Raw genomic sequence first — 24,355 nt, forward strand, 5'->3', positions numbered from 1 at the left:
ACGTTTTGCCGATTCTGCCGAGAAAGAATTACACCCCGCGGCCGAATATGCCGATTATCGCAGTGCGGCGGGGATTGCCGACTGTAGTGACCTCCAGCACGTTGCTTCGGAGGGAGATTCTGCAGTTTGGCGAAGGATGTTGAATTGACCGTGTGTCCGCATCACCAACTGTCAACCAAGTTGCCAACTGGCGACAGCAGACAGATTGGCTTATGCAACAAGCACTTGCGTCGATTTCACTGGTTTCCGTGGCACAGCCTAAGTCCTTAATTTCGTGCGCAGCAGTAGCCGGGGTTTGTACTATATTTCGGTTATTGCTGGGCGAAGTCGGGCAGCGGTAGCACTGACCTGCAGGCACAGGGTCGGTCCTTCCGAATCGGCAGTAACAACGGGACACCACAGAGGCAACGATTGATTCACAGCGTTTGAGGCGGCCGACACCAGCTCGCAAATGGGTCCTACCCAGAACGAGACGGCGGGCAAGTCAAGCGGAGGGAGAACAAACATGGCTCGCAAAGAAGCAGTAACCCAACTTCGTCAGATCCTCGTTCGCCGGCGCGACGCATTGCGTAAAGCCCTCGCGGGCGACTTGAGCTCGCTCAAGGAACTGCGTCAGCAAACCTCCGGCGACATGATGGATGCCGCCATGGACTCGGCTCAAGACGAGATCAGCTCGCAGCTGGCCGAAGTCGAAAGCCGCGAACTGGCCCACATCGATGTCGCTCTTGAGCGGATGCGCCAAGGCGATTACGGCACTTGCGAAGCTTGCGGCCACGGCATCCCGCTGGCCCGCTTGCAAGCCTTGCCCTATGCCACCATGTGCATCGGCTGCCAACGCGAAGCCGAGAAGAATGGTGATACCATCAGCTCGGGCTCGAAGCAGATGTTCGACTTTGGCATCGACAGCGAAGCCTCGTCGGGCGATGTCGAAATCGACATCTCCTAAATCGTGAGACAACTCGCTTTGTGAAGCACCCGGTATCGTAGCTCAGCACGTGCCCGGTCCACCAAAGCAAATCAGCCGGTGAATGACTTCACCGGCTTTTTTTCGGCCTCTTCGATTCGATTTGTTCGATTCGGTTGCTCCAGGGAAGGATCCCGACGATGGCACTCTGCCGCCACTCTGCCATTTGGCGTTTCGTCCGCGCCCATAGCGCTGGCCTGCTGATCTTCGCCGGTACTGCTTCTGCGGTTTTGCCTGCCGTGGGCGAAGAGATGATCTCGGTCGATAACCGGGCGCGACTCTTTGCGGAGCTTGCTCGTGATGTCGAACATCTCGAACAGCAGGGGAACATCCTCAAACGAGCCGTCAAGCTCGTCACTCCCTCGGTGGTGCATATCGAAGCCAAACGCGACGACGATGCCCGCAATCTGAACAAGACCGTCGAAGAAGCCGGCTCGGGAGTCGTCATCGAACGTACCGGCAAGTTCTTCGTCATCACGAATCGCCACGTGATCAAGTACTCGTCGATGAGCAACATCAAGATCAAACTCTCCGATGGCCGACATCTGACGCCGACGCAGGTCTGGGCTGATCGCGAAACCGATATCGCTATTCTGGCCATCCAAGGCAAGAACTTGATTCCTTGCAACATCGGCGATAGCGACAAACTCGATATCGGCGACTTTGTCCTCGCCGTCGGCAGCCCGTTTGGTCTCAGCCATTCAGTTACTTACGGTATCATCAGCGCCAAGGGTCGTCGCGACCTGCAATTGGGCGATGATGGGGTTACCAACCAAGACTTTTTGCAGACCGATGCCGCCATCAATCCCGGTAACAGTGGCGGTCCGCTGCTGAACCTGCGGGGCGAAGTGATCGGCATCAACACGGCCATCGCCAGCAGTTCGGGTGGCAACGAGGGCATCGGCTTCACCATACCGGTCAACATGGTGATGGTCGTCGCCGATCAACTGATCGACCACGGCCAGGTTGTCCGCGCTTACTTGGGCGTTCAGCTCGATGCCACCTTCACGCGCGAAGAAGCGGTCGCTGCGGGTCTGCAACGGCCCGAAGGGGCGCGGATTACTGGCATCACGCCGCGCTCGCCGGCCGAGTTGGCCAAGCTGAAACCGGGTGACGTGATCCTCACCTTCAACGGCTATCGCGTGGAAGATGACGACCACCTGATCAACCTTGTCAGCCTGACGCCGGTCGATAAGGAAATCGAGATCTCGCTGGTGCGCGACACCCAGACCGTTCGCATGCGCGTCCGCGTCGGTAACCGCAGCGATCTCAAGCCGGTGATCGAGACCTCGCGGAACGAGTAGCCACTCGTTCGTCCCAATCGGCCGCAGGCGGTTCCTAGTGGCCCGACCAGCGATCTTTGTCAGACTGCCCTACTTTGGTTAACCGAGCCGCTTGCGGCCGTTGAACTGACAGTTCAGTCATTTCACAGTTCACCCGCGCAAGCGCGTGGGTTAACCAGATGACATTGAGCGCTAGTCGGACTACTATTGGTGGAGTCGAAGATCGACGCAAGTCACGCACCCACCATAACGAGGGACGTTCAACAATTCGACAACTGCCGAATCAGTAAATCTTTTTCTGGCAACATCTTGCGATCATCTAGGCACGCTAAAACAGCCTCATTGCTGAACATTTAGGACAAACTGAGATTCGCTGTACTGCAACTTACGTCGAAAGTTGCCGACGACTTACTCACCGGCACTGAGAACAACCGGGATGTCCATTCGGCGATCGGCACGCTGGACGGTGATGACAGCCTGGTCGCCGGGAAGGTGGCGTTCGATGAGGCCCAGGAACTCATCGGCGGACGTGACCTTCTCGCCATCAACGGCGACGATCATGTCGGCGCTTGTCCGGTCGATTGAGCGTTCTTCGTAAGTGAATGGGCCGCGACGCTTTTGCTCGCGGACGATGCGGAACCCTCGCAGACCCGCGCGTTCAGCGGGGCCACCGGTGGCCAGCGTGGCAATGAGCAGGCCCTTGTCCGACTGGTAGACGCGCGTGATGCCCGTATCGGGCCGGGTCACCTTGCCGCTCGTGATTAACTGCGTGACGACACGGCCGAGCGTATCGGCGGGGATCGCGAAACCGACCCCTGTGTTCTCGCCGGTGCTGCTGGCAATGGCTGTGTTCATGCCGATGAGCCTGCCGCGCGAGTCGAGCAGCGGTCCGCCCGAGTTACCGCGATTGAGTGCCGCATCGATCTGAATGATCGACTTCATCGTGCGCCCACCCTTCGATGGCAACGAACGATTCAAGCTGGAGATAATGCCGGTCGTCATGGTCCGCTCGAGACCGAACGGATTACCGATCGCGTAGATCAGCTGTCCCACCTTCAATTTCGACGAATCGCCGAAGTCGACAGGAATCAGCGAATCGGCCGGCGCGTTAATCTTCAATACGGCGATGTCATTGGGAACATCTTTGCCCACGAGCGTGGCGGTGTAGGTCTCGCCGTCATAGAGCGTGACTTTGATCTCGTTGGCACCATCAATGACGTGGTTGTTCGTAAGGATGTGCCCCTGCTTGTCGAGAATCGAACCGCTGCCTGTACCCTCGGTCGGCACTTCGAGAATGATCAACTCGGCGCGAGCACTCTTGGTGGTGATGTGAACGACGTTGCGGTTGCACTTCTCATAGACGGCGATGTTCACGCGCTCTTCGGGTGTGAGATCGGCGAGGTCGTCGGCAATTCGTGGCGCATTGGCAGGCTGACCAAGCACGGGCGGGTTGAGGATCGGTTGGTTGGGAGGAAGTTGCCCGACCACCGGCGGTGCTAGGACCGGAACGCGAGGGACGGGAATCGCTGGCGGAAAGCGACCACCGGGCGGAGGCGGCAGACCGGGAATTCCGTCCTGAGCGGTAGCCGATGAACGGAACCCGACATTTTGCCAGGCGGTAGCAGCCACAGCCCCGAACAGCATCGCAACGACAGCAACAATCCAGTGGCGACTCATGTCCAAACTCCAAGAGGCGAGGGTTCAACTGGCATTTTTACCGTGGAAGCCCGAAGTTGGGAATGCAGAAGTGTGAACGCAGAAGGCAGAACGAAAACAGGGAACCAAGAGCCGGTGTATTTGTCTTTCATTCTGACTTCTTGCTTCTGCATTCTGCCAGCAACCGGACTGACTATTTGCTGGCGGACGGAACTGCTAGAGTAAAGGTGGTCTCGATAGCAGGCCGGACGGTCGTCGGCTGCCGCAAGGTAGCGGGAGGAAAGTCCGGGCTCCGCAGGACAGGATGGTCGATAACGTCGACCGGCCGCAAGGCTCGGGATAGTGCAACAGAAAGCAAACCGCCGCGGTGGGGTTTTTCTGCGTCCCTTCTCTTCGGGGAAGGCGCATGCAGCACGAGCCCCCGTCACAACCTCCGCGGTAAGGGTGAAACGGTGCGGTAAGAGCGCACCAGCAGTCTGGGTGACCAGCTGGCTTGGCAAACCCCATCCGGAGCAAGGCCAAACAGAGAGTACGCGCGGGCTCGGGTCACTTGTGATTCGGGTCGCAGCGCGCGGGCCGGTCCGGTCCGACCAATTCTCGGGTAGGCTGCTCGAGGCGGCGAGCAATCGTCGTCCTAGATAAATGACCGTCGGTGGCGTGCAGCCAATTGGAACACGCCACGACAGAACCCGGCTTACAAGCCTGCTATCGAGACCTCTTTTAATTGCGCGCAAACCTGCTCGGCGCGCGACCAGACCAGTCACGCCTCCACCAACAATGTGGCTAGCAGTTGGCGATTGAATTTTTTGCCCGCGTAGCTATCTCAGCGGCGATGGACAGTTGGCCGCTGAAACAGGCTAGCGTGCTAGCGGAATAATTACTCCACAACAACCATTTGCTCGTCGATGACTTGCAGCAGTTTCGAGATGCAGAGTTGGTTCATGCTGGTCTTACGATCGTGGGCTTCAGCCCGGAGGGATTCATGCAAGCTCTTCGGCAGGCGAACGGTGATCACGCGGGTTGGCTCTTTGCCGTCCTGCTGGGCACCGGATTTCTCGCGGAGCTTCGCGACCATCGCTTGGATTTCGGCGTACTCGGCGGTCTTCTCAAACTCGGCCATCTCTTCGGGAGTGGTAAAGAGCTTGCGGACCAAACCGTCGACCCCCAGGACTTCACGAAAGAACGTGACCCAGTCGGGCTGCTGCTGAAACATGGTGTCTGCGATCCGCGTAGCGGTTTGCAGACGTTCTTCCGGGGTCGCGGGAGTGAGAGTAGGGGTTGCGGTGGTCAATTCCATTGCCGGCTCCTTCCATTCGAACAATAAACAGGGAACTAGTCATTAGCGGCGCGACCAATCAAGTCGCGGCTTGACCAAAACATACAGACAGCGTCAAGGTCAGCACCAATGTCATTGCAATGCTTGCACTTACGAACATTGGCGGCAAGTGCTCAAAATTTGTCAGGCCTGCTCGCAATGCGGGCAATGACCTCGCTGCACAAAAGTTGTGCAGGCCGTTTTTTCACATTGTCCCAAGTGTCTAGTGAGGCGTGGGTTCGATTTCCTAAAGTTAGAAGCTAGGCAAGCCGAAAACCGGTTCGCGATAGCACCGACAAGCGATCGCCTGCCTGCTGTCAGCTAATACCAGTTAGCAAGCCATCAGCTCAAGAGCAGTTTGGGAGCGACACTTCGAGCGCGATGAGTGCTAGCTCGGTCGTGGCCCGCAAGCGTGTCGAAGTATGCGACACCGCTTGCCGAGGGAAGGTGCCAGGTTGCTAGCACCAGCAAGTCGGCCGAAGCGGGCGGGACCGACGTCGCCAACTCGCTGACAGAAAATAAGGGACTGCCACATGGATTGGTCTCCGACCAAAACGATGGAGTAATTCAAGGGTCTGCTGGCGGGTGATTCATCCCAGCAGCAGCCTTGCTGACTGATATCAGGCTACCTTGCCTGCACTGCCAACCATACGCAGGAGCCGGTCTGCTGGTTCGACCAAAATATTGCCGGGAATAGTGGCCGCAAAGGCTTACCCAATCGGCAGCTGCGCCTAGAATTGCGTAGATTCGGTGACCCAGCAAGGTTATCGAGAATTCCCTCAGGTGAACTATGCTGGTGCTGTCTCGCAAGCGTGATGAACGCATTTTGATTGGTGACAATATCGTTGTCACCATCGTCGACATTCGAGGGGACAAAGTGCGCATCGGGATCGAGGCACCGGCGAACGTGGCAGTGCATCGCGAAGAGATTCTGCTCGCCCTGCAGCGACAGGCCGCCGAGGCGGCAAATCAACCGAATTCTTCCCCCACCAAGCCCAACAATTCTTAGGCCTTCAGCATCTAGGCTCTAGTCTCAGATCAGCTGACAACAGCAGTCTTGGCAGGCGTCGTTCGCACGCCTGCTCGTCGTCTATTCACATGGTTGGTTCACCCCCCCGCTGTTGTAGGAGAAAATCTGTATGTACGTTCGCTTACGGGCCCGAGGTTCGTCTCTGGCATTGATCGCGACACTTGTATTGGCGCTTTCGCAGGCGACCCAAGCTGCCGACAAGCCCAACATTCTGATCTTCTACGCCGATGATCTCGGCTACGGAGAACTCGGTTGTCAGGGAAACACCGAGATCCCAACTCCACACATCGACTCGATTGCCAAGAATGGTCTGCGGTTCACGCAGGGATATGTGGCGGCCACGTATTGCAGCCCCTCCCGCGCGGGCCTGATGACCGGTCGCTATCCCACGCGGTTTGGTCATGAGTTCAACAGCAGCGCGAATGCGGTTGGACTGTCCGCCAAAGAAACGACCATTGCTGATCGGTTGAAGGCCGCCGGCTATGCGACAGCGGCCATCGGCAAATGGCACCTCGGGCATCAGCCTGAGAATCGGCCGACGAAGCGCGGCTTCGACGAGTTCTACGGCACGCTCGCCAACACCCCCTTCTATCACCCGACCAACTTTGTCGATTCCCGCATCAACGATGATGTTCGCGCTGTCGAAGACAAGGATTTCTACACCACCGACAAATACGCTGAGCGAGCCGTCGATTGGCTGGAGAAAAACAAGACCAAACCTTGGTTCTTGTACCTGCCGTTTAATGCGCAACATGCTCCGCTGCAGGCTCCGAAAAAGTACCTCGACCGCTTTCCGAACATCGCTGACGAAAAGCGCAAGCTGTTCGCGGCAATGATGTCATCGATGGACGATGCAGTCGGCCAGGTGCTGGCCAAGGTCCGCGATCTAAAGCAAGAAGAGAATACGCTCGTCTTTTACATTGCCGACAACGGTGGCCCAACCCAAGGGACCACTTCGAAGAACGATCCGCTACGTGGCTTCAAAATGACGACCTTCGAAGGTGGCCCTCGGGTTCCTTTCATCGCGCAGTGGAAGGGAAAACTACCAGCCGGCAAGACCTACGACCTGCCGGTGATGAACCTCGACGTACTGCCGACGGCACTTGCCGTTGCTGGTACGCCAGTTGATTCCACCGCTAATCTCGATGGCGTCAACTTGATGCCGTATCTCACCGGAGAGAACAAGGCGAGCCCGCATCAAACGATGTACTGGCGGTTTGGTCCCCAGTGGGCAGTTCGTCACGGTGACTACAAGCTGGTCGTTTCGCGCGGCGGCAGTGGCGAACCAGAACTGTACGACTTGGCGAGCGACATCAGCGAATCGAAAGATCTGGCGAAGTCGCAGCCTGCCAGAGTGAAGGAGCTGCAGGCTCTCTACGATGCCTGGAGTGCCGAGCAGGCTCCGCCGAGCGCCCCTGATGCACCTGCGAAGAAGGGAAACAAGGGGCAGAACAAAAAGAAGAACAGGCAGAAGCAATAGCCGCTGCTGGAGACCGTTCTTACTGCTGCAAGGCGTAAAGGATGATGTTCGCGCCGATGCGAGCCGCATCGGCCGAGACATAACCTTTGCACTCCAGCGAGGCGCCCTTCTCCAAGGCGCAGCTGAGGTCGTAGGGCGAAAGTACGGCAACAATTCGGTCGTCCACTTCCAGAACCTCGAGCATCGGAGACGTCTTGATCAACTTCGCAGCGAGCGGATCGTCCTCGCTGCGAAACTGTGGATCGCGCAGTTGAACATTGGCCAAATTGAACCCGGCGAACTCGTCGGTGAACATCGGATGCCCCTGCGGCAAGCGATAAAACTTGGCGTTGGGATAAATGAACTGCAATTCGGATTTGAATGACTTCGCGAACTCCTCGCTCGCGCAGATGGCATCGGCGAAGATGAAGCCGCCGCGATCAAGGTAGTCCTTCAAGGCCTTGCGCTCGGCAGATGAGAACTGAAAGCCACGCCGACCGTGCGTGAAGACAATCGGATAGTCGAGCAGCTTCGGTTCGTTGGGCGCGAATTTACGACGATCGTAGTCCACCTTAATCTGCAGTTGCTTGTCGAGCACCGTCAGCAGGTTTTGCAGCGCATTCGGGGCATCATCGCTGCCGCCACCGTGCGTCAGCTTGGGAATGACAAGCGAACCACGCGGAGACTTACCTCCCGGCAAGCTGATCGAAATCTGCGGGCGATCAAGCTTCTCTTTCAACTGGCGATTCGTCGCATAGGCGAGCACATTGCCGCCGATGCGCGAGACTTGTTCGATTTGATCTTTCACTACCTGGGGATAGCTTGACTCTCGATAGGGATGAGCCAGTTCCCAATAGCACGACAAACTGCGCGGACAATACACCACGCCGGTACGGCAGCAGGAATCAAGCCCCCACAGCCAGAAGTCGGGGTCTTGTGGCAACTGTTGCGGCTGGACTTGCTGCTGGGCATACCAGACAGCATGATCGGGCGGCAGCTTCCGCAGCGCGCTCTCCGGGAACATTTCTTTCAATGCCTGACGAATGTCACGATCAAAAGCAGAGCCATTGCAGCCATTGCCATCGCAGGCCTCGATGAAGAGAAAGCCCCCTTGGTTCACGTACTCGCGCAGTGTCTTCTTGTTCGCATCTGTTAACTGGACGGTTTGCGAACCACTCAGGAACAGAACCGGTGCTTCGAGCAAGTCGGCGACAGTTGCATCCTTCAAGTCGTAGGTCTGCCACGACAGATCGCGACGCCATTGACGTTCAACCCGGCCGATCAAGTTTTGCAAGCTGCGGCGATGATGATTCCAGTCGTTGTTGGCAGCACCGGTGTTCAGCCGAGCAATCGCCACGGGGCGACGCCCTTTTGCCAAAAACAGCAGCGCGAGCGGCGTCGCAATCAGCGGATCTCTTTCGACTTCTTTACCCGACCAACTTTTGGTGAAGGCATCTTGCTGCTCGAGCAACACCTGGCAGCCTTCGCGATACCAATCGTAGCGAGCCGTCGAAAATGCGCCCGTATTCGGATTGAGTTGCGGCTTACCATAAAAGAAGCGTTGCCCTGACATTCGCCCGACTCGCTCGATACCGTACAGGTAATACAGCAGCCAACGACCTGCCTGTCCGTCGTCGCCGGGGTTATTGCGCACCGTGAAGTTTCGCCCCAACCAATCGATGGCACGATCGATTTCATCGGCTTCGGGTTCGGCGCCGCAGCATTGAATCTGATCGCCCACCACGCGGACTTCGCTATTGGCGAGGCGGTCGCGGGCGATGATCAGCGAGGCAATGCCGGCGCAGGTCATACTGCCCGAGACACCATCGTGATAGCCAAACGCTCCGCGGCCTCTGTCGTAGACCTTATTCTTCAGCCAGTAATCTTGCGCACGCTGCCAGGTCTGATCCTGAACCTTCACGCCGATGCGCTCGGCTTCGTGCAGGGCCAGCATCGCGAACTGTGCGTTGGAATTGTCCGAGATGCCGACGTTGGGCATGTAAGACCAGCCCCCTTTGCTCTTGCCGTCGGCGACAATTTGATGCGCTTCGAGCCAGTTCGCGAGCCCCGTGATCTTCAGCTTGTAACGCACCGGATCAGCTTGGCAAAAGGCCATGATCTGTAGCGATGTGGAATAGGTGGCCCCTGGCGGTTGCTGACTTTCGAGAAATTCGAGTGCTGCCTTCAGGTGTGGTTCGTCGGGCTTTTCGCCACAATTGAGCAGGGCCAGTGTGATGAGTGCCGTGACGGCCCCGGGCTGCGTATAGTGGCCTTCGTAGTCGTGCCAGGATCCATTCGGCCGTTGTTTGCTGTGCAAATAGCCGACGCCAAAGCGGATGGCGTCGTTCACGGTCGCTGGAGACACTTCGCGATGCAGGGCAATTCCCGCCCCCTGGCCATAAACCACCGGGGCATTCAGGGTGCAGAAAGCGATCAAGGTGGCCGTTACGATCAGCAAGCGCGAGCGTAATGTCTCTCGGGATGGCCGGGTCGTACGGGTCATAGCGATTCTCCTACTGCCGCTTGGTTCTGGCTGACCCATCGATTCTGGGTCACCATTCAGCAGTCACCTCATTTTACGCTGGAATCGTCCGGGGAAAGGGCTGCGGTTGTAGCAATTTGCCGATCGCCCTAGAATCGAGTGTTCGGTCGCTGGTGACCTTACTACAACCGTCGCTAGTGACCGCAGATTTTCGGTCTCGTCTGACCGCAGATATTGGATGCAGCGGAAATCGTCGCCGATCGTCATCGGATTACTATGAGCGAAAAACCGAAGAGTCTGGGCGATATCCTGCAAGAGTTTGCCAAACACCGGCAAGTGATGCAGCAGGAATTGCAACGCGTCATCGTCGGCCAGAACGACGTTATCGAGCAGCTCTTTGCGGCCATCTTCACCCGCGGGCATTGCCTGCTCGAAGGTGTACCCGGGCTCGCCAAAACGCTGATGGTCAGCACGCTGGCCAAGATTCTCGATGTGGGCTTCAAGCGGATCCAGTTCACGCCCGACCTGATGCCCAGCGACATCACCGGCACCAACGTGCTGGAGGAAGACGAAAACGGCAAACGCAACTTCCGCTTCGTCGAAGGCCCCGTCTTCACCAACATCCTGCTGGCCGACGAAATCAACCGCACCCCGCCCAAGACCCAGGCCGCCCTGCTGCAGGCCATGCAAGAACGCGAGATCACCGTCGGTCGCACGACTTACAATCTGCCTGACCCGTTCTTCACCATCGCGACGCAGAACCCCATCGATCAAGAAGGAACCTATCCGCTGCCGGAAGCTCAGCTCGATCGCTTCATGTTCAACATCAAGGTGGGTTATCCCTCGGCCGATGAAGAAGAGAAGATCCTCTCCTCGACGACGCGACAAGAGAAGGTTGAAGTGCGGCAGATTCTGAATGCCAAGCAGATCATCAACGTGCAAAAGCTCGTCGGTGCCGTGGCCGTGAGTTCGCACATCGTGAAGTACGCCGCCCGACTCGTGCGCGCGACTCGGCCGAAGGACGAAACGGCTCCCAAGTTCATTCGAGAACTTGTCGACTGGGGCGCTGGTCCCCGCGCGGGACAATTTTTGATCAACGGCGGCAAAGCGATCGCCGCCATGGAAGCCCGCATGAGCGTGTCGATCGAGGATATCCGCAAGATCGCCGTGCCCGTGCTCCGCCATCGCATCAGTACCAATTTTCAAGCTCAGGCCGAAGGCATGACCAACGAAGATGTGATTCAAAGGCTGCTAAAAGAAGTGCCCGAGCCCGAGATTGAGAAGTTCCTCTAAGTTAAGATAGAGCCGATCACAAATAACGAATTGCGGCGACCATCGACCACTCCCACATACAGAACCCATGACTTTTTACCCTGCTGGCAAATTCTCGCTCTCGTTCGAACTGTTCCCGCCGAAGACTGCCGCCACAGAAGCGGCCATGTACGACAGCGTCGAACACCTCATGGCCTTCGCTCCCGACGTCATCACTTGCACCTACGGCGCTGGTGGTAGCACGCGTGAAAAGACGCTCGAAATCACTACCGAAGTGAAGAAACGGTTCGGCGTCCGAGTCGCGTCTCACCTGACCTGTGTGGGAACGACCGTCGATCAGTTGCGCGATTACTTGCGCGAAGCTGGCGACCGCGGCGTCGATAACATCGTGGCCCTGCGCGGCGATCCACCGAAGGGTGAGACTTCGTTCACGCCGGTGGAAGGGGGACTGCGTTACGCCAACGAACTGCTCGCTTTGATTAAGGCAGAGTATCCGAAGTATGGTGTGGCGGTGGCCGGTTATCCCGAGACCCACCAAGAGGCTCCCAGCTTTGAAGTCGACATGAAAAACCTGCAGCGAAAGGTGGCTTCCGGGGCTGATGTCGTGATTACTCAGTTGTTTTACGACAACGCCGACTTTTTTCGTTTCCGCGACGAGTGCCAAAAGCTGGGCATCACGGCACCGATCATTCCCGGCATCTTGCCGGTCACCAATCTCAGTCAGATTCAGCGAATCACCTCGCTTTGCAAAGCCAAGTTGCCCGCTGAGTTCATTGCCAAACTGGGCGAGAAAGATTCAGCCGATTGGCAGTTTGATGTCGGCGTCGACTTTGCCACTCGTCAGGTGCAAGAGTTGATCGATAGCGGCATTCCTGGCATTCACTTCTACGTGCTGAACAAGTCACCCGCGACTTCCGCGGTGCTGAAGCGAGTGAAACACCCGGCCTGATTCGCCGCTGCAATCTCGACTTATCGTGCTCTTTTTGTCCAATAACCGCCTGGGTTATTGGACAGGCACAGGTTGCTCGATTGCACTGAAACTAGCAGCCGCTAAAGAGGTTATGTCAAAAGTGGCAATCTCTTGACTCGCTCTTTTTGTCCAACAACCACCGCCATTGTTGGACACGTCTGCTTTTGCTTGTCCACCACGCGAACTTGCCAGTTCGTCTGAGGTCGAAAGCAGGAAAATAAGTCACCTCCGCACCTTTGGCCCGCTACGAATCGATCCACCATTATTTTGAAGAGCGTCTCTTTATTATCACAAACAGACGACTCGTTGTCAATAATCTATTTCGTACTTTCTGAAACCTAGAAGCCGCCCGGGTCGTCGGAGCCGGCGTCGTTGTAGGTGTCGAATTCGCGCAAGCGCTCCGGGGTGGGATCCTGGAACCGGGTGAATTCCTTGTGCCATTCCAGGTTCACATCACCGACCGGGCCGTTACGCTGCTTGGCGATAATAATCTGCGCCTGTCCCGCTAAGCGTTCGCGTTCCTCGCCGCGCAGGTAGTACTCTTCGCGGTGGACGAACATCACCACGTCGGCATCTTGTTCGATGGCACCCGATTCTCGTAGGTGGCTCAGTTTGGGAATGTTGTCTTTGCCATTTTCGGTTTGCCGATTCAATTGCGCGAGGCACATCACCGGCACCTTCAGCTCGCGCGCCAGCCCCTTCAAGCGGCGAGCAATCTTCGCGACCTGTTCTTGCCGCGGGTCTTTCGCGTTGTCGGGTTCAATTAGCTGCAAATAGTCGATGACGATCAGCCCAAGACCACCCTGCCGCCGCTTGATGCGCCGCGCGGCCGCGGCAATTTCCGAAACGGTGCGCCCCGGGGAATCATCCACAAAGAGCGGTGCTTTGGCAACTTCCGCGGCTTTCTCCACGAGTCGCAGGCGATCGTCTTGCGAGACGGTGCCGTTGCGCAGGCGATAGCCGTTCACACGCGCGACCGAGCAGAGTAAGCGGTCGGCTAGTTCAATCGACGACATTTCGAGGCTGACGAACAGCACCGGAATGTTCTGCCCGAGCGAAACATTCTCGGCGACGTTCATGGCGAACGCCGTTTTACCCATCGAAGGACGCGCGGCAAGAATTACGAGTTCGCCGTTGTGCACGCCGCCGGTCTTGCTGTCGAGATCGCGAAAGCCATAGTCGCCGCCACCCGCGGAATGCGTGCCGAGCATCACCGCTTCGAGCCGGTCCATCGCTTCGTGCAGAATGTCTTTGATCGGCTTGACGGCATTATCGCTGCGGGAATCGAGGATCGAAAAGATCTTTTGCTCGGCTTGTCCGAGCAAGTGCGCCGATTCCTGCGACTCGTCGTAAGCTTCCCGAAGAATCTCGGTCGAGGCGGTAATCAGCGAGCGATACGTCGACTTCTCGCGAACGATGTCGGCGTAGTAGGTCGCATGCGCGGCGTTCGGAACCGCGTTGATGATCTTGCTGATATAGGCGAAGCCGCCGATGGCGTCGTAGTCGCCGGCGGTCTTCAGGCGGTCGATGAGCAGCGTCGGATCGATCTTCTTGTTCGATTCGTGCAGGCCGCACATGTGCTCGAACAGCTTCTCGTGCGCCTCGTCGTAGAAGTCACTCGGGCGAATGATCATGATCACGTCGTCGAGCACATCGGGCAGCAGCACGATGCTGCCCAGCACGCCGATTTCGGCCTGCAGATCGAAAGGAGGTTGCCGCTGCAGCAACTCGCCCTGCGTCAGAGTTTCCTTCTTCTGCTTCGGCTTGTCTGTGCGCTGAACCGATGACATTTGAAACCTCCATGCCCTGCCAAAAGAGTTGACGCGTCAATTGTACCGCGCGCTGCCTGCTGCTCACGAAACATCGACGAAAAAAGGCTCAAGCAGCGAACTGCGTGAGCCTTCTTAGCTTTTCAACTGCCGGGGAAAACCTGTCGGCGTTATTTCTTTTCGGCCTTAGCGGCGGGAGCCTTTTCAGCGGCTGGCTTGGCAGCCGAGCCCTTGCCCTTTTCGGGCGAAGGTTCGGTGACCACGGTCGGCACAACCCACACCTTCAACTCGGCATTGATGTCGTGGTGCAGGTGAATCTTGACGGTGTACAAGCCGAGTTCCTTCAGCGGACCATCGAGGCGAACCTGATCGGTCGTGATGTTGAAGTGAGCTTGCTTGAGCGACGCAGCAATGTCGTTGGCATTCACGCTGCCGTAGAGGTGCCCCTCTTCGTTGGCGTTGGCTTCGATGGTGATGCTTTGCTTGGCAATCGCATCGGCCAGCTGACGCAGCGTGGCCAGACGTGCCTTTTCGATCTCTTGCAGCTTGGCCTTGTGCTTTTCGACCATCCGCTTGTGATGGTTGGTGGCAATCGTGGCCAGCCCTTGCGGCAGCAAGTAGTTGAGAGCGTAGCCGCGCTTGACGTGGACGATATCACCCTGCTTGCCGAGGTGATCGACCGATTGAATCAGCAGCAATTGCACCGTGTGATGCGGACCGCGGGGCAGCTCTTGAAAACTGCCGCGAGCGGCGAGAGCACTTTTGGTGGCAGACATATTCTCAATTCCTCTAGATTTTGATGTGTGCGGTGCAGCGCTTCTTCGCGGCTGCGATTCAGTTCGGTAGTTGTTTCAGACTAAAACGGGATGTCGTCGGCGGGTTGCGGAGGAGGAGACGATTGACGTCCACCACCACCACGGCTGGGCGGGGGAGCTGGCATCGAATCACCACCACCATATTCGGATTCATCAAAGGACGGGCCATCATCGCCGCCGCCACCTCGATAACCACCACCGCCGCCTCCACCACCTCGAGGACCACCCTTAGCACCGCCGGTCGGAATCATCTGCATTTTTTCGCAGATGACTCGCATCTTCGAGCGCTTCTGGCCGTCCTTTTCCCACTGGTCGAGTTTCAATCGGCCTTCGACCAGAATCGGTGAGCCCTTGCCTAGGTACTCGCCGGCGACTTCGGCCGTGCGACCCCAGAGGGTGACATCGACAAACGTCGTTTCTTCGATCCACTGACCGCCCTGATCTTTGCGGCGATCGTTCACGGCGATGCCGATTTCGGCGACCGCCATGCCACTTTGCAGGTACTTGATTTCGATATCGCGCGTGAGATTACCCAGCAGGATGACACGGTTAAAACTGGCCACGGCGAGTTACTCCTAAACGACGAACGAAAGCGACTCTCTCACTGCACAAACGTCAACTACAGTGTAGAGAGTTTGCAATCGTGCGGGCAAGCCTGCAAAAGCTAGTTGAGTTCGCCGACTTCTTCGAGGTCTGGCATTTCGATGTGGCGCTCGGGAGCACCGACGGTTGGCTCTGGAGCGCGAGGACGCAGGCCACCCTTGGCGTGTTCGACGAGGGCGTCGACCAGGCGAGGATCGACATGCAGAGTCAGCGAACGGATGACCGTTTCGTTGATCCGCAGATCGCGGTTGAATTCGACCAGGCGAGTGCCATCCAGGCGGAAGTACGTGAGCCAGTACGTCCCCTTCTTGTGGCCATCGATGGGATAGGCCAGCTTTTGGTCATTCCACAAGCGGCTGACGAGAACTTCGCCACCCAACTTGCCGACGAGGGCAGCGATTTGGCCGCCGACCTTCGTGGCATCTTGTGCATACTTGTTGGAATCGTAAATGACCATGCACTCGTAAACGCTTTGCTTCTGTGCCAAGTGACTCTCCCTCGCTGAAACGGACCTAATGACGTTTGTTTTGTTGGTTCTACCGCCCCCGTCCCTGCGGCGGGGGTTCATTGGCTTTTGCACTACGTTGCCGATAGCAGGGCAAAAGCCGTTAAACCCCCGAGCTCGGGCTTGGGGGCGTTATGTTCTCTAACTCAAGCGGCGTTGTATTGATTCATGCAATAGCTCAGGCCTTTTTCGACCCAAGCTTCGGCACTGGCTGCTGCCTTGGCGATGCTTTCTTCCGCCACGGCTTGCTCGTCCGGTGCAAACTTGCCGAGCACATACCCCGGAACGTCTCGTCCCGGAACCGGCGCCCCGATGCCGATTCGTAAGCGAGGAATCTCATCATTCCCCAGCCGACGAATCACATCGTCCAAACCTTTTTGCCCTCCCGCCGACCCTTTCGCTCGAAATCGCAACTTGCCCAGAGGCAGTGCCATGTCGTCGCAAACAATCAGAATCTCGGGATGCTCAATCTTATAAAAATCTCTCGCCGCCAGCACGCTAGCTCCGCTCCCGTTCATGTAAGTGAGAGGGAGCAGCAGCAGTGTTCGCTGACCGGCAATCGTTGCTTCGTACAGTTCGCCTTGAAACTTCGCTTTCGCCGGGCCGCTGGTTCGCGTGGCAATCAGCTTGGCGAGTGTCGCAAAGCCGACGTTGTGTCGCGTCCCTGTGTATTGCTTTCCCGGATTCCCCAGACCGACGATCAGTTTCATCCTCGCCGGTCCTGCAGTCTCGACCATAAACCAACCGGAGCCAACTACTCGGCGCCTTCTTCCTTTTCCTTGCGGATCAATTCGGGCTCGGCAGTTCCTTCGGCCGCGTCCATTTCTTCTTCGGTCTTGGCGGCGATGCACGAGACCACCACCAGGTGTGGATCGCTCGTCAGCTTGGCACCTTCCGGCAGCGCGATGTCGCTGGCGTGAATGGCCTTGCCCAGGTGCAGATCATTCACGTTCGCGAACAGTTTGTCCGGAATCGAGATGGCGGGGCATTCGATATGGAGCTCGTGCAACACGAACTGCAGCACGCCGCCTTCGGTCAAACCAGGGGCAGTTCCCTTGAGTTCGATGGCGACGGTCGTTTCCACAAGTTCCTTTTCCGACACGCGGATCAGGTCGACGTGAATGATTTCCTTCGAGTACGTATCCCACTGCACTTCACGCAGCACGGCCGTTTCGGTGACTTCGCCGCTCAGCTTGACGAGCTTGCCACCGTGCTTGATGACAGCGTTGAGTTGACCGACAGGCACTGACAGCGGAGCGTTGGCTTCGCCGTGGCCGTAGAGGATGGCCGGAACTTGACCGGTGGTGCGCAAGCGACGGGTTTCGGCCGTGCCTAGTTTTTCGCGTTTCGTGACGACCAGCGTATCTGACATGTCCGCTCATTCCTTCCGGCAAACAAAAACGTCTTATTTCCCTAGCAATACTGCTCTTAGGGACAATTGTTCGTAGGGCGAGAAACCCCCTATTGTGCCAAAAAAATGCTGGCGGGCAAGGGCATCCCACAGATAAATCCGAAAGGATTTTGGCGGGCCCGTGCGACTTACTTTGGGAACTCTGGGCGACTCTTCGGAAGGTCGTATTCGTTGACAAACCACCCGCGTTTATCAACGACCCACTTTTGACATCGCAGCCGTGGGAGCAGACGACGCAAGCTGACTTACGTCAGGAAGGGGCTCTAAAAACAGAGGCCGAGATGAACCAACTTGTCCAACGAAACACCCGATGGCTGAACAGGAATCTCGCCGAAACCCGAGAGTTGCATTAGGTGCTGGCAAAAAAAGCCTCCGTTCGTTGGACACCCCCCTTTTGCGGTTTGTCAGCTCACACTCGCCGTAAGTCTTGGTTACTCAGGTCGCGGACGAGGCGGACCACCAGGACCACGACCGCCGGGTCCGCCGGGTCCGCCGCGCATCCCACCAGCCTTCGCCACTCCGGCGGTGATCTCGCCCGGCTTTGGATCCTCGGCGGTCTTGCCCAGTACGACGTCGAAATTCGCTGCCAGTTCGCCGATCTTCGAGCTCTGGATCGCCTTGAACGGCACTAGCACCGTTTTGGCCTGCTCGCCGAGCCCGCGGAGGATGCCATCGCGGGCGTTTCCTTCGTGGCCATCGACAAACAGCTGCGTGGTCAGCACTCGTTTGCCATTTCGGCTGATGCCAACGTGAATGTGCGGCGTACGCCCCGGATACGGCACCGGCTTGATCGTACGGAAGTAGTACTCGCCCTTTCTGTTCGTCAAAAAGCGGCCGTAGCCCTGAAAATTTTTGTCGCGCTTGTCGGCGTTGCTCGTTCCCGCATGCAAGTAGGCCCCGTGATGATCGACCTGCCAGATCTCGACATAGGCATTCACAATCGGATTGCCGCTGAGGTCGAGAATCTTGCCCGTCAGATGCGTCACTTCGCCCACAGCGGGCGTGATCGAGTCGTTCAGCAGCAACAAGTCGTTATCGGTATCGAGCGGCAACTTGTCGGGATAGAAGGGCCCTTCCGTCATCGCCGGCGTCACCGACAATGCTTCGGCAAACAACCCGGGCGTCGTGAACATCGCTGCCGTGAAGGCCGACTGAGCCAGAAAGTTCCGGCGAGAAAAACTGTTTCGCAACATAGCTGCCACTCCGAACAGAAAAGAAGAGGAGTCGAATCGAGCGAATCTCTGCCACTCTCAACCATCCCAACGTACCAAAGTGCCGACCCAGTGCACAGCAAAGTTTCGTTTGCGGGGATTACTTGGCATCGCTGCACGAGGTGTGTTAACAAAGGGGAATGAGTTACCAGCAGAACCGCGTCGCGATTGTCGTCGGAGTAGCGCTCGTTGTACTCGCTGCGGCGGCAACCTTCATCGGCTGGATGACCCGCGATCCTGCCACGAAGTCCGGGCAATTACGGCGCAGCCTGGATGCCGTGAGTAGTGAGACCGAGCGCCGCGATCGCGAGATTCAGGAATTGACGCAGCCGTGATCGTTAGCCACTTGGCTAGTTCAACGCCTCTTGGATTGAGTTTGTGCCGCAATGAAGGCTCCTGTCGTTTCCGTTGATCTTCGCTCGCAGGCGTTCAAGCGGGATCCCTTCCCGCTGCTTGCCCAACTGCGAGAGGCTGGACCGTTGGTGCGAGTTCGCCTGCCGATTTTTGGCAAGGTGTGGCTCGCAACTTCGTATGAAGCAGTGAATCAGTTGATGCGAGATTCGCAGCGATTCGTGCAAAGTTATTCGACGAGTAGCAACTGGTTGATGGGCGCACTTTTGCGTTGGCTGCCACGAACCCTGCAGCCAATTACCAAGAACTTACTTTCTCGTGATCCGCCCGATCATCGCCGGCTGCGCAGCCTGGTCGATCAAGCTTTTCAGCGGCATAGCATCGAGACCATGCGACCACGATTGCAGCAGCTGGCAAGCGAAGCCAGTGATGGTTTGGCCGCCGAGTTCAATCGCTCGAAGCGCCCGGTCGACTTACTCTCGCATTTTTCCCGACCATTTCCGCTCGCCGTCATTTGCGAACTGCTGGGGTTGCCGCCCGAGGATCGGCCCAAGTTCACTCAGTGGGCAGCCGGTATTGGCACCACGGGTTCCGTCCTGGGAATCGTCGGTGGCGTGCGGGGACTGATGAAACTGATGCGTTATGCGGCCGATGAGATTCGCCGGCAGGCCAGCCAGCCTCGCGAGGGACTGATTGCGGCACTCATTCAGGCTGAAGAAGCCGATGATCGACTCAGTCACGACGAACTGCTGGCGATGGTCTTCTTGATTCTGGTCGCCGGGCACGAGACAACGATGCACCAAATTGGCTTGAGCGTCGTCACGTTGCTCGACAATCCAGCGCGCCTGACTGAACTTACGAGTGATTGGAAGATGGCAGACAATGCGTCGCAAGAACTGCTGCGCTACGTTTCGTTCGCTCAGTTCACCAAGCCCCGCTATGCCCAGAGCGATTTGGAGTTTTGCGGCCAGCACATCCGCCGCGGACAAATGGTCTTAGCGTGCCTGGCCTCGGCGAATAGCGACCCGAGCGAATTCGAGAATCCTGAAGTGCTAGACTTTCATCGGCAGCCGAATCGGCATGTCGCGTTTGGTACTGGCATTCACTTCTGCCTCGGCGCGAAGCTCGCAGTCGCCGAGATCGGCATCGCTTTGGAAAACCTCTTTACGCAGTTTCCCAACCTTCGTCTCGCCACGCCGCCGCACGAACTTCGCTACTCGGCGCGACCTGGTTCGCGGGGGCTGCTGGAATTGCCGGTTTACCTGTAGAGAACCTTCTTACAGCACTACTAAGCCAGAATCGGTTTCACCACGCGACCCGCGACATCGGTCAGCCGATAATCTCGCCCCGCGTGTCGATACGTCAGCCGTTCGTGATCGAGCCCGAGCAAGTGCAGGATCGTGGCATGAAAATCATGCACATGGACTTCGTTGGCACCGACGGCGCAGCCATGCTCATCGCTGTCGCCGTAGCTCATGCCCCCCTTCACGCCGCCACCAGCCAGCCACGAGGTAAAGACCTCGGCATGATGCTCTCGTCCCTTGGCATCTTTGCCGGTGTTGAACGGCGTGCGACCGAATTCGGTCGTCCAGACGACGAGGGTCTCGTCGAGCATGCCGCGAGCTTTCAAATCCCTCAGTAGACCGGCAATGGGCTGGTCGACGTTCTTCGCCAGCGGTCCGTGCGCACTCATATCACCATGCGAGTCCCAATTATTCGAAGCGCCCGTATCGATCAATTCAATAAACCGCACTCCGCGTTCGGCCAAGCGGCGGGCCATGAGACACTGCCAGGCAAAGCCTTGCGCGCTCCCTCGGGCTAGGCCATAAAGTTGCAAGGTCGCATCTGTTTCGCGAGAAAGATCGAAAGCTTCCGGCGCTTCGGCCTGCATACCAAATGCAGTTTCAAACGATTTGATCCGCGCGGCGAGATTGGCATCCGCTGGTCGCTGAGCAAAGTGTTTGCGATTTAAGGCCTGGGCTAAACCCAATTCCATTTCCTGCAGTTCGACGGTTGCTTGTCGCCGTTTGATGTTCGCGATCGGCTCGGCGCCTGGCGTAACAAGTGTCCCTTGGTGACAACCGGGCAAAAAATCGGACGCCCATACCTGCCCACCGGCATAAGGCAGGTGCGGCGCTAGGACCATGAATGACGGCAGGTTCTGATTAATCGTGCCCAGACCGTGACTCACCCAGGCACCGATGCTCGGCCGGGCAAACGTGACCGAGCCGGTATGAATGCCGAGTGTGGCCTGAAAGTGATCGGGATGATCGGCCCGCATCGAGCGAATTAGGCACAGATCGTCGGCGCAGCCAGCAATGTGCGGAAACATTTCGCTGATCCACAGCCCCGACTGGCCCCGTTGCTTAAATTCCCACTGCGGCTTCTTGAAGTACTTTTCCACCACTCGATTGTTCGGTGCAAAGGCCTCGAGCATCTTTTGCGGAACGTGAAACGATTGATTGTGGTTGGCAATCAACTGCGGCTTGTAGTCGAACGAATCGACGTGAGAAACGCCGCCGCTCATATTCAGAAAAATCACTCGCTTGGCCCGCGGCGTGAAGTGAGGTTCGCGCGGCGCAAGCGGATCGGCCGCGTTGGAGGCCGGTGGAGCTTCTTGCGCGAGCAGCTCAGCAACGATGCCCGGTAGCAACAGCGAGCCACCCACGAGTGACTGAATCATCGAACGCCGGCTCAGCGGAATCTGTGTCATCGACGGTCTCTCAATCCACAAAGGCGAACTCATTGCTGCTCAAAATCACTCGCGACAGTGCCGCCCAAGCGTCTTGTTCCACTTGAGGCTGTGGCGTTCCTTGGGCAGTCAGTTTGGTCCGATAAGCCTGCAGAAACTCCGTGCAATTTACCAACTCTTCTGCTTCAAGGGCTCGCGACAAAGCTAGCTGATACAAACTCTCTAGCCGCCTGGAATCTTCCGCAGCACTGCCAAGCACTCGAGTGGCCAGCTTGGCTGCCGCAGCGTGGGCAAACTTATCGTTCATCAAGAACAGTGCTTGCAGCGGCGTGGTGCTCGGGAGTCGCACGGCGGTACTTGAACTCGGATCAGCGCCGTCGAAAATCGCCAGGTACGGATTCTTGCGCAGCCGCTGCTGCATCAAATAAACACTGCGCCGGCGCGTCTCGTAGACAGCGTTGAACGGATTGTGCTGGGTCCAACCCCAGGAGTGAGCAGGTGGGAATGGATGCGCACCCGCGGGCGTTTCATCGAGTTCTCCACTCACCAACAACATGGAGTCGCGCAGCGATTCGGCATCCAAGCGGCGTCGCGTGAATCGACCAAACAACTCGTTATTCGGGTCCTTGGCTCCACTGGTAGGTTCTTCGCTCGCCTGCTGCCACGTACTTGAGAGCAGTATTTGCTTGTGAACTGCCTTGATCGACCACCCGTTCTTGATGAACTGCGAGGCCAGATAGTCGAGCAACTCTGGATGCGTTGGTGATTTCCCTTGACGGCCATAGTCGTTGGGAGTTTGCACAATTCCCTTGCCAAAGTGCTGCTGCCAGATGCGATTCACCATCACTCTTGCCGTGAGCGGATTCTGCGGACTGCTCAGCCAATTGGCCAACTGTTGGCGGCCACTGTTGCTGCAATCGGCCGGCAGTTGTTGGTCGCCGAGAATCGCCGGAAAGTGTCTCGGAACCTCATCGCCAAGCCGCTTGGGATCACCACGTACATGTATTTTTGCGTTTTCCGGCTTCGCTTCCGCGACCGCATAGGCATCCGCAATTGCCGGTGCCTCCTTGACTGCTGCTTGATGTTTCTGCCGAGCTTCATTCAACGCTTTAGTTGCTGCTTCGACCGCCGCTGCTTTCTCAAGAGCATCGGGTAACTTCTTGGCTTCTGCTTCGGCGGCCTGCAGGCGATTCACTTCGGCTTGGAGCGCCGCCACTCTTTCCTTGTGAGGCTTCTGCAAGGCTTCAATCGCTTCTGAGGTCATGAGCGGGACAAAGTCCACTTGCTGCCGGCCGACCTCCGCACCGGGAAACGGATAACGCGTACTGCTGAAGATGCCGTACAGTCCGTAGTAGTCACTGCTGGTGAAAGGATCGAATTTGTGATCATGACACCGAGCACACGCGATGCTTGACCCCAAAAAGGCTCGTCCGACATTGTCGATGGTATCTTCGATCGTCAGGTGATGCTCGCCCATTCGATCGCCGCCAAAGCGCCTGGCGATGGCGAGATAGCCGGTTGCCTTGATTCGTTCGAAGCGTTCGGCTTCGCTGTCGCCACCGAGCAAGTCGCCAGCAATCTGCTCTCGCACAAACTGATCGTAGGGCAAGTCGCGGTTGAACGCTCGAATCACCCAGTCGCGATACTGATGAGCCTGCGGAACCGGATAGTCGGATGCGTTGCCGCAGGTATCGGCGTACCGCACCACATCCAACCAATGACGCCCCCAGCGTTCACCGTAGCGAGGAGAACCGAGCAATCGATCCACCACTTTTTCAAATGCCTGGGCCGAATCGTCGGCCAGGAACGCTGCGAGTTCCTCAGGCGTTGGTGGTAGCCCAGTTAAGTCGAATGTCACTCGCCGGAGCAAGGTTCGTTTATCAGCTGGCGGCGCGGGGCTGACTCCCGCAGCTTCGAGTTTGGCCAAGATAAAGTGGTCGATCGGCTTGGCGGGCCAGCCTTGGTTCGCGACCTGGGGAACGGCCGGTTCCGCCACAGGCTGAAACGACCAGAACTTTCGCCCTTCTTCCAAACTCATGCCGGTTTTGGGCCGCGCAAGGTCGCCTGTCTTAGCAACCGGCAATCGCGGATCGGGAGCGCCTCGTTTGACCCACGCAGTCAGGTCTTCAATCTGTGCCGCCGAAAGCTTGCTCTCGGGCGGCATCTTGAGATCTTTATCGGTGTGCCGAACAGCCGTGATCAGCAGGCTCTTTTCGGGATCACCGGCAACTACCGCAGGCCCTGAATCGCCCCCCTTGAAGACTGCTTCGCGAGAATCCAGCGAAAGGCTACCCTCGTGCTTCTTCTGCTCGGCACTATGACACTCGTAGCAGTGCCCGACGAAGATGGGGCGGATTCGCTTCTCGAAAAAGTCGAGATCCTCAGCAGATATCTCGGCTGCATTCCCCGCTGCGGTGAAGTTGAGCAGCAGGACAATTGCACCAGTCAGTGCAACAACAGGTTTCGACTTGAATGGCATTCGGGCTACGCTAACCGACGCATCAGCGCATGTCAATTCGACCGCCCATGTGGGGTATTCGCAGGTGCGACCTCACAATCACACCGGC

Annotated in this window: 20 protein-coding genes and 1 other RNA gene; 9 read left to right on the forward strand and 12 right to left on the reverse strand. The window is 57.5% G+C overall.

Annotation, left to right across the window (positions count from 1 at the left end; translation table 11 throughout):
- The first annotated feature begins 505 nt into the window (after nucleotides 1-505).
- Both NA78x_RS22470 and NA78x_RS22475 read left to right on the forward strand, forming a co-directional pair.
- Complete coding sequence (locus NA78x_RS22470; protein WP_425614624.1) at nucleotides 506-946, forward strand: TraR/DksA family transcriptional regulator; 441 nt, start codon at nucleotides 506-508, stop codon at nucleotides 944-946.
- Between the two features lie 158 nt (nucleotides 947-1,104).
- Nucleotides 1,105-2,268, forward strand: coding sequence for a S1C family serine protease (locus tag NA78x_RS22475; protein ID WP_425614625.1), 1,164 nt, complete (start codon nucleotides 1,105-1,107; stop codon nucleotides 2,266-2,268).
- A 387-nt stretch (nucleotides 2,269-2,655) separates the two neighbouring features.
- Here the strand turns inward: NA78x_RS22475 and NA78x_RS22480 are convergent, their stop codons facing one another.
- A complete protein-coding gene (locus tag NA78x_RS22480; RefSeq protein ID WP_425614626.1) occupies nucleotides 2,656-3,924 on the reverse strand; it encodes a S1C family serine protease in 1,269 nt (422 codons plus the stop codon).
- 215 nt (nucleotides 3,925-4,139) lie between these two features.
- On the opposite strand from NA78x_RS22480, the gene rnpB reads away from it, so the two are divergent.
- Nucleotides 4,140-4,616, forward strand: an RNA gene (gene rnpB, locus NA78x_RS22485) — RNase P RNA component class A.
- A 164-nt stretch (nucleotides 4,617-4,780) separates the two neighbouring features.
- On the opposite strand, the gene NA78x_RS22490 is transcribed toward rnpB, so the two are convergent.
- Complete coding sequence (locus tag NA78x_RS22490; RefSeq protein ID WP_425614627.1) at nucleotides 4,781-5,200, reverse strand: toxin-antitoxin system HicB family antitoxin; 420 nt, start codon at nucleotides 5,198-5,200, stop codon at nucleotides 4,781-4,783.
- A gap of 808 nt (nucleotides 5,201-6,008) precedes the next feature.
- On the opposite strand from NA78x_RS22490, the gene csrA reads away from it, so the two are divergent.
- Both csrA and NA78x_RS22500 read left to right on the forward strand, forming a co-directional pair.
- Complete coding sequence (csrA, locus tag NA78x_RS22495) at nucleotides 6,009-6,227, forward strand: carbon storage regulator CsrA (RefSeq protein WP_425614628.1); 219 nt, start codon at nucleotides 6,009-6,011, stop codon at nucleotides 6,225-6,227.
- 130 nt (nucleotides 6,228-6,357) lie between these two features.
- Entirely contained in the window at nucleotides 6,358-7,728 is a 1,371-nt protein-coding gene (locus NA78x_RS22500; protein WP_425614629.1) for a sulfatase family protein, read from the forward strand.
- A gap of 19 nt (nucleotides 7,729-7,747) precedes the next feature.
- Here the strand turns inward: NA78x_RS22500 and NA78x_RS22505 are convergent, their stop codons facing one another.
- Entirely contained in the window at nucleotides 7,748-10,210 is a 2,463-nt protein-coding gene (locus NA78x_RS22505) for a DUF4159 domain-containing protein (RefSeq protein ID WP_425614630.1), read from the reverse strand.
- 255 nt (nucleotides 10,211-10,465) lie between these two features.
- Between NA78x_RS22505 and NA78x_RS22510 the strand changes: the two genes are divergently transcribed.
- Together NA78x_RS22510 and metF are read left to right on the forward strand one after the other, a co-directional pair.
- The gene (locus tag NA78x_RS22510; protein ID WP_425614631.1) at nucleotides 10,466-11,482 is read left to right on the forward strand and encodes an AAA family ATPase; all 1,017 of its coding nucleotides are present in this window, start codon (nucleotides 10,466-10,468) and stop codon (nucleotides 11,480-11,482) included.
- A 67-nt stretch (nucleotides 11,483-11,549) separates the two neighbouring features.
- Entirely contained in the window at nucleotides 11,550-12,410 is an 861-nt protein-coding gene (gene metF / locus NA78x_RS22515; protein WP_425614632.1) for a methylenetetrahydrofolate reductase [NAD(P)H], read from the forward strand.
- A gap of 359 nt (nucleotides 12,411-12,769) precedes the next feature.
- On the opposite strand, the gene dnaB is transcribed toward metF, so the two are convergent.
- From dnaB to NA78x_RS22550, 7 genes are all read right to left on the reverse strand, one after another.
- A complete protein-coding gene (gene dnaB, locus NA78x_RS22520; RefSeq protein WP_425614633.1) occupies nucleotides 12,770-14,221 on the reverse strand; it encodes a replicative DNA helicase in 1,452 nt (483 codons plus the stop codon).
- 149 nt (nucleotides 14,222-14,370) lie between these two features.
- Nucleotides 14,371-14,976 (reverse strand): 50S ribosomal protein L9, encoded by a 606-nt coding sequence (rplI, locus tag NA78x_RS22525; protein WP_425614634.1) that lies wholly within the window; start codon nucleotides 14,974-14,976, stop codon nucleotides 14,371-14,373.
- An 80-nt stretch (nucleotides 14,977-15,056) separates the two neighbouring features.
- Nucleotides 15,057-15,578, reverse strand: coding sequence for a single-stranded DNA-binding protein (gene ssb, locus NA78x_RS22530; RefSeq protein ID WP_425614635.1), 522 nt, complete (start codon nucleotides 15,576-15,578; stop codon nucleotides 15,057-15,059).
- A gap of 101 nt (nucleotides 15,579-15,679) precedes the next feature.
- The gene (gene rpsF / locus NA78x_RS22535) at nucleotides 15,680-16,105 is read right to left on the reverse strand and encodes a 30S ribosomal protein S6 (protein ID WP_425614636.1); all 426 of its coding nucleotides are present in this window, start codon (nucleotides 16,103-16,105) and stop codon (nucleotides 15,680-15,682) included.
- 164 nt (nucleotides 16,106-16,269) lie between these two features.
- Nucleotides 16,270-16,833, reverse strand: coding sequence for an aminoacyl-tRNA hydrolase (gene pth, locus NA78x_RS22540; RefSeq protein WP_425614637.1), 564 nt, complete (start codon nucleotides 16,831-16,833; stop codon nucleotides 16,270-16,272).
- Nucleotides 16,834-16,877: 44 nt separating this feature from the next.
- Nucleotides 16,878-17,495, reverse strand: a complete 618-nt coding sequence (locus NA78x_RS22545) for a 50S ribosomal protein L25 (protein ID WP_425614638.1) — start codon at nucleotides 17,493-17,495, stop codon at nucleotides 16,878-16,880.
- A gap of 470 nt (nucleotides 17,496-17,965) precedes the next feature.
- Nucleotides 17,966-18,727: an intradiol ring-cleavage dioxygenase gene (locus NA78x_RS22550; protein ID WP_425614639.1), complete on the reverse strand. Its 762-nt coding sequence runs from the start codon at nucleotides 18,725-18,727 to the stop codon at nucleotides 17,966-17,968.
- 158 nt (nucleotides 18,728-18,885) lie between these two features.
- Between NA78x_RS22550 and NA78x_RS22555 the strand changes: the two genes are divergently transcribed.
- Nucleotides 18,886-19,080, forward strand: a complete 195-nt coding sequence (locus NA78x_RS22555) for a hypothetical protein (protein WP_425614640.1) — start codon at nucleotides 18,886-18,888, stop codon at nucleotides 19,078-19,080.
- A 51-nt stretch (nucleotides 19,081-19,131) separates the two neighbouring features.
- Nucleotides 19,132-20,364 (forward strand): cytochrome P450 family protein, encoded by a 1,233-nt coding sequence (locus NA78x_RS22560; protein WP_425614641.1) that lies wholly within the window; start codon nucleotides 19,132-19,134, stop codon nucleotides 20,362-20,364.
- A gap of 20 nt (nucleotides 20,365-20,384) precedes the next feature.
- On the opposite strand, the gene NA78x_RS22565 is transcribed toward NA78x_RS22560, so the two are convergent.
- Together NA78x_RS22565 and NA78x_RS22570 are read right to left on the reverse strand one after the other, a co-directional pair.
- Nucleotides 20,385-21,809 (reverse strand): DUF1501 domain-containing protein, encoded by a 1,425-nt coding sequence (locus tag NA78x_RS22565; RefSeq protein ID WP_425614642.1) that lies wholly within the window; start codon nucleotides 21,807-21,809, stop codon nucleotides 20,385-20,387.
- 10 nt (nucleotides 21,810-21,819) lie between these two features.
- Nucleotides 21,820-24,267 carry a DUF1553 domain-containing protein gene (locus NA78x_RS22570; protein WP_425614643.1) on the reverse strand — a complete coding sequence of 816 codons (2,448 nt, stop codon included), beginning with the start codon at nucleotides 24,265-24,267 and terminating at the stop codon, nucleotides 21,820-21,822.
- Between the last annotated feature and the right edge of the window lie 88 nt (nucleotides 24,268-24,355).

It is taken from the genome of Anatilimnocola aquadivae, from assembly GCF_049819085.1.
Taxonomy (GTDB): domain Bacteria; phylum Planctomycetota; class Planctomycetia; order Pirellulales; family Pirellulaceae; genus Anatilimnocola.

What these genes read in the sequence shown, in the direction of transcription:
- NA78x_RS22470 (WP_425614624.1), top strand. Translation starts at nt 506, where the DNA reads ATGGCTCGCAAAGAAGCAGTAACCCAACTTCGTCAGATCCTCGTTCGC.
- NA78x_RS22475 (WP_425614625.1), top strand. Translation starts at nt 1,105, where the DNA reads ATGGCACTCTGCCGCCACTCTGCCATTTGGCGTTTCGTCCGCGCCCAT.
- NA78x_RS22480 (WP_425614626.1), bottom strand. Translation starts at nt 3,924, where the DNA reads ATGAGTCGCCACTGGATTGTTGCTGTCGTTGCGATGCTGTTCGGGGCT.
- NA78x_RS22490 (WP_425614627.1), bottom strand. Translation starts at nt 5,200, where the DNA reads ATGGAATTGACCACCGCAACCCCTACTCTCACTCCCGCGACCCCGGAA.
- csrA (WP_425614628.1), top strand. Translation starts at nt 6,009, where the DNA reads ATGCTGGTGCTGTCTCGCAAGCGTGATGAACGCATTTTGATTGGTGAC.
- NA78x_RS22500 (WP_425614629.1), top strand. Translation starts at nt 6,358, where the DNA reads ATGTACGTTCGCTTACGGGCCCGAGGTTCGTCTCTGGCATTGATCGCG.
- NA78x_RS22505 (WP_425614630.1), bottom strand. Translation starts at nt 10,210, where the DNA reads ATGACCCGTACGACCCGGCCATCCCGAGAGACATTACGCTCGCGCTTG.
- NA78x_RS22510 (WP_425614631.1), top strand. Translation starts at nt 10,466, where the DNA reads ATGAGCGAAAAACCGAAGAGTCTGGGCGATATCCTGCAAGAGTTTGCC.
- metF (WP_425614632.1), top strand. Translation starts at nt 11,550, where the DNA reads ATGACTTTTTACCCTGCTGGCAAATTCTCGCTCTCGTTCGAACTGTTC.
- dnaB (WP_425614633.1), bottom strand. Translation starts at nt 14,221, where the DNA reads ATGTCATCGGTTCAGCGCACAGACAAGCCGAAGCAGAAGAAGGAAACT.
- rplI (WP_425614634.1), bottom strand. Translation starts at nt 14,976, where the DNA reads ATGTCTGCCACCAAAAGTGCTCTCGCCGCTCGCGGCAGTTTTCAAGAG.
- pth (WP_425614637.1), bottom strand. Translation starts at nt 16,833, where the DNA reads ATGAAACTGATCGTCGGTCTGGGGAATCCGGGAAAGCAATACACAGGG.
- NA78x_RS22545 (WP_425614638.1), bottom strand. Translation starts at nt 17,495, where the DNA reads ATGTCAGATACGCTGGTCGTCACGAAACGCGAAAAACTAGGCACGGCC.
- NA78x_RS22550 (WP_425614639.1), bottom strand. Translation starts at nt 18,727, where the DNA reads ATGTTGCGAAACAGTTTTTCTCGCCGGAACTTTCTGGCTCAGTCGGCC.
- NA78x_RS22555 (WP_425614640.1), top strand. Translation starts at nt 18,886, where the DNA reads ATGAGTTACCAGCAGAACCGCGTCGCGATTGTCGTCGGAGTAGCGCTC.
- NA78x_RS22560 (WP_425614641.1), top strand. Translation starts at nt 19,132, where the DNA reads ATGAAGGCTCCTGTCGTTTCCGTTGATCTTCGCTCGCAGGCGTTCAAG.
- NA78x_RS22565 (WP_425614642.1), bottom strand. Translation starts at nt 21,809, where the DNA reads ATGACACAGATTCCGCTGAGCCGGCGTTCGATGATTCAGTCACTCGTG.
- NA78x_RS22570 (WP_425614643.1), bottom strand. Translation starts at nt 24,267, where the DNA reads ATGCCATTCAAGTCGAAACCTGTTGTTGCACTGACTGGTGCAATTGTC.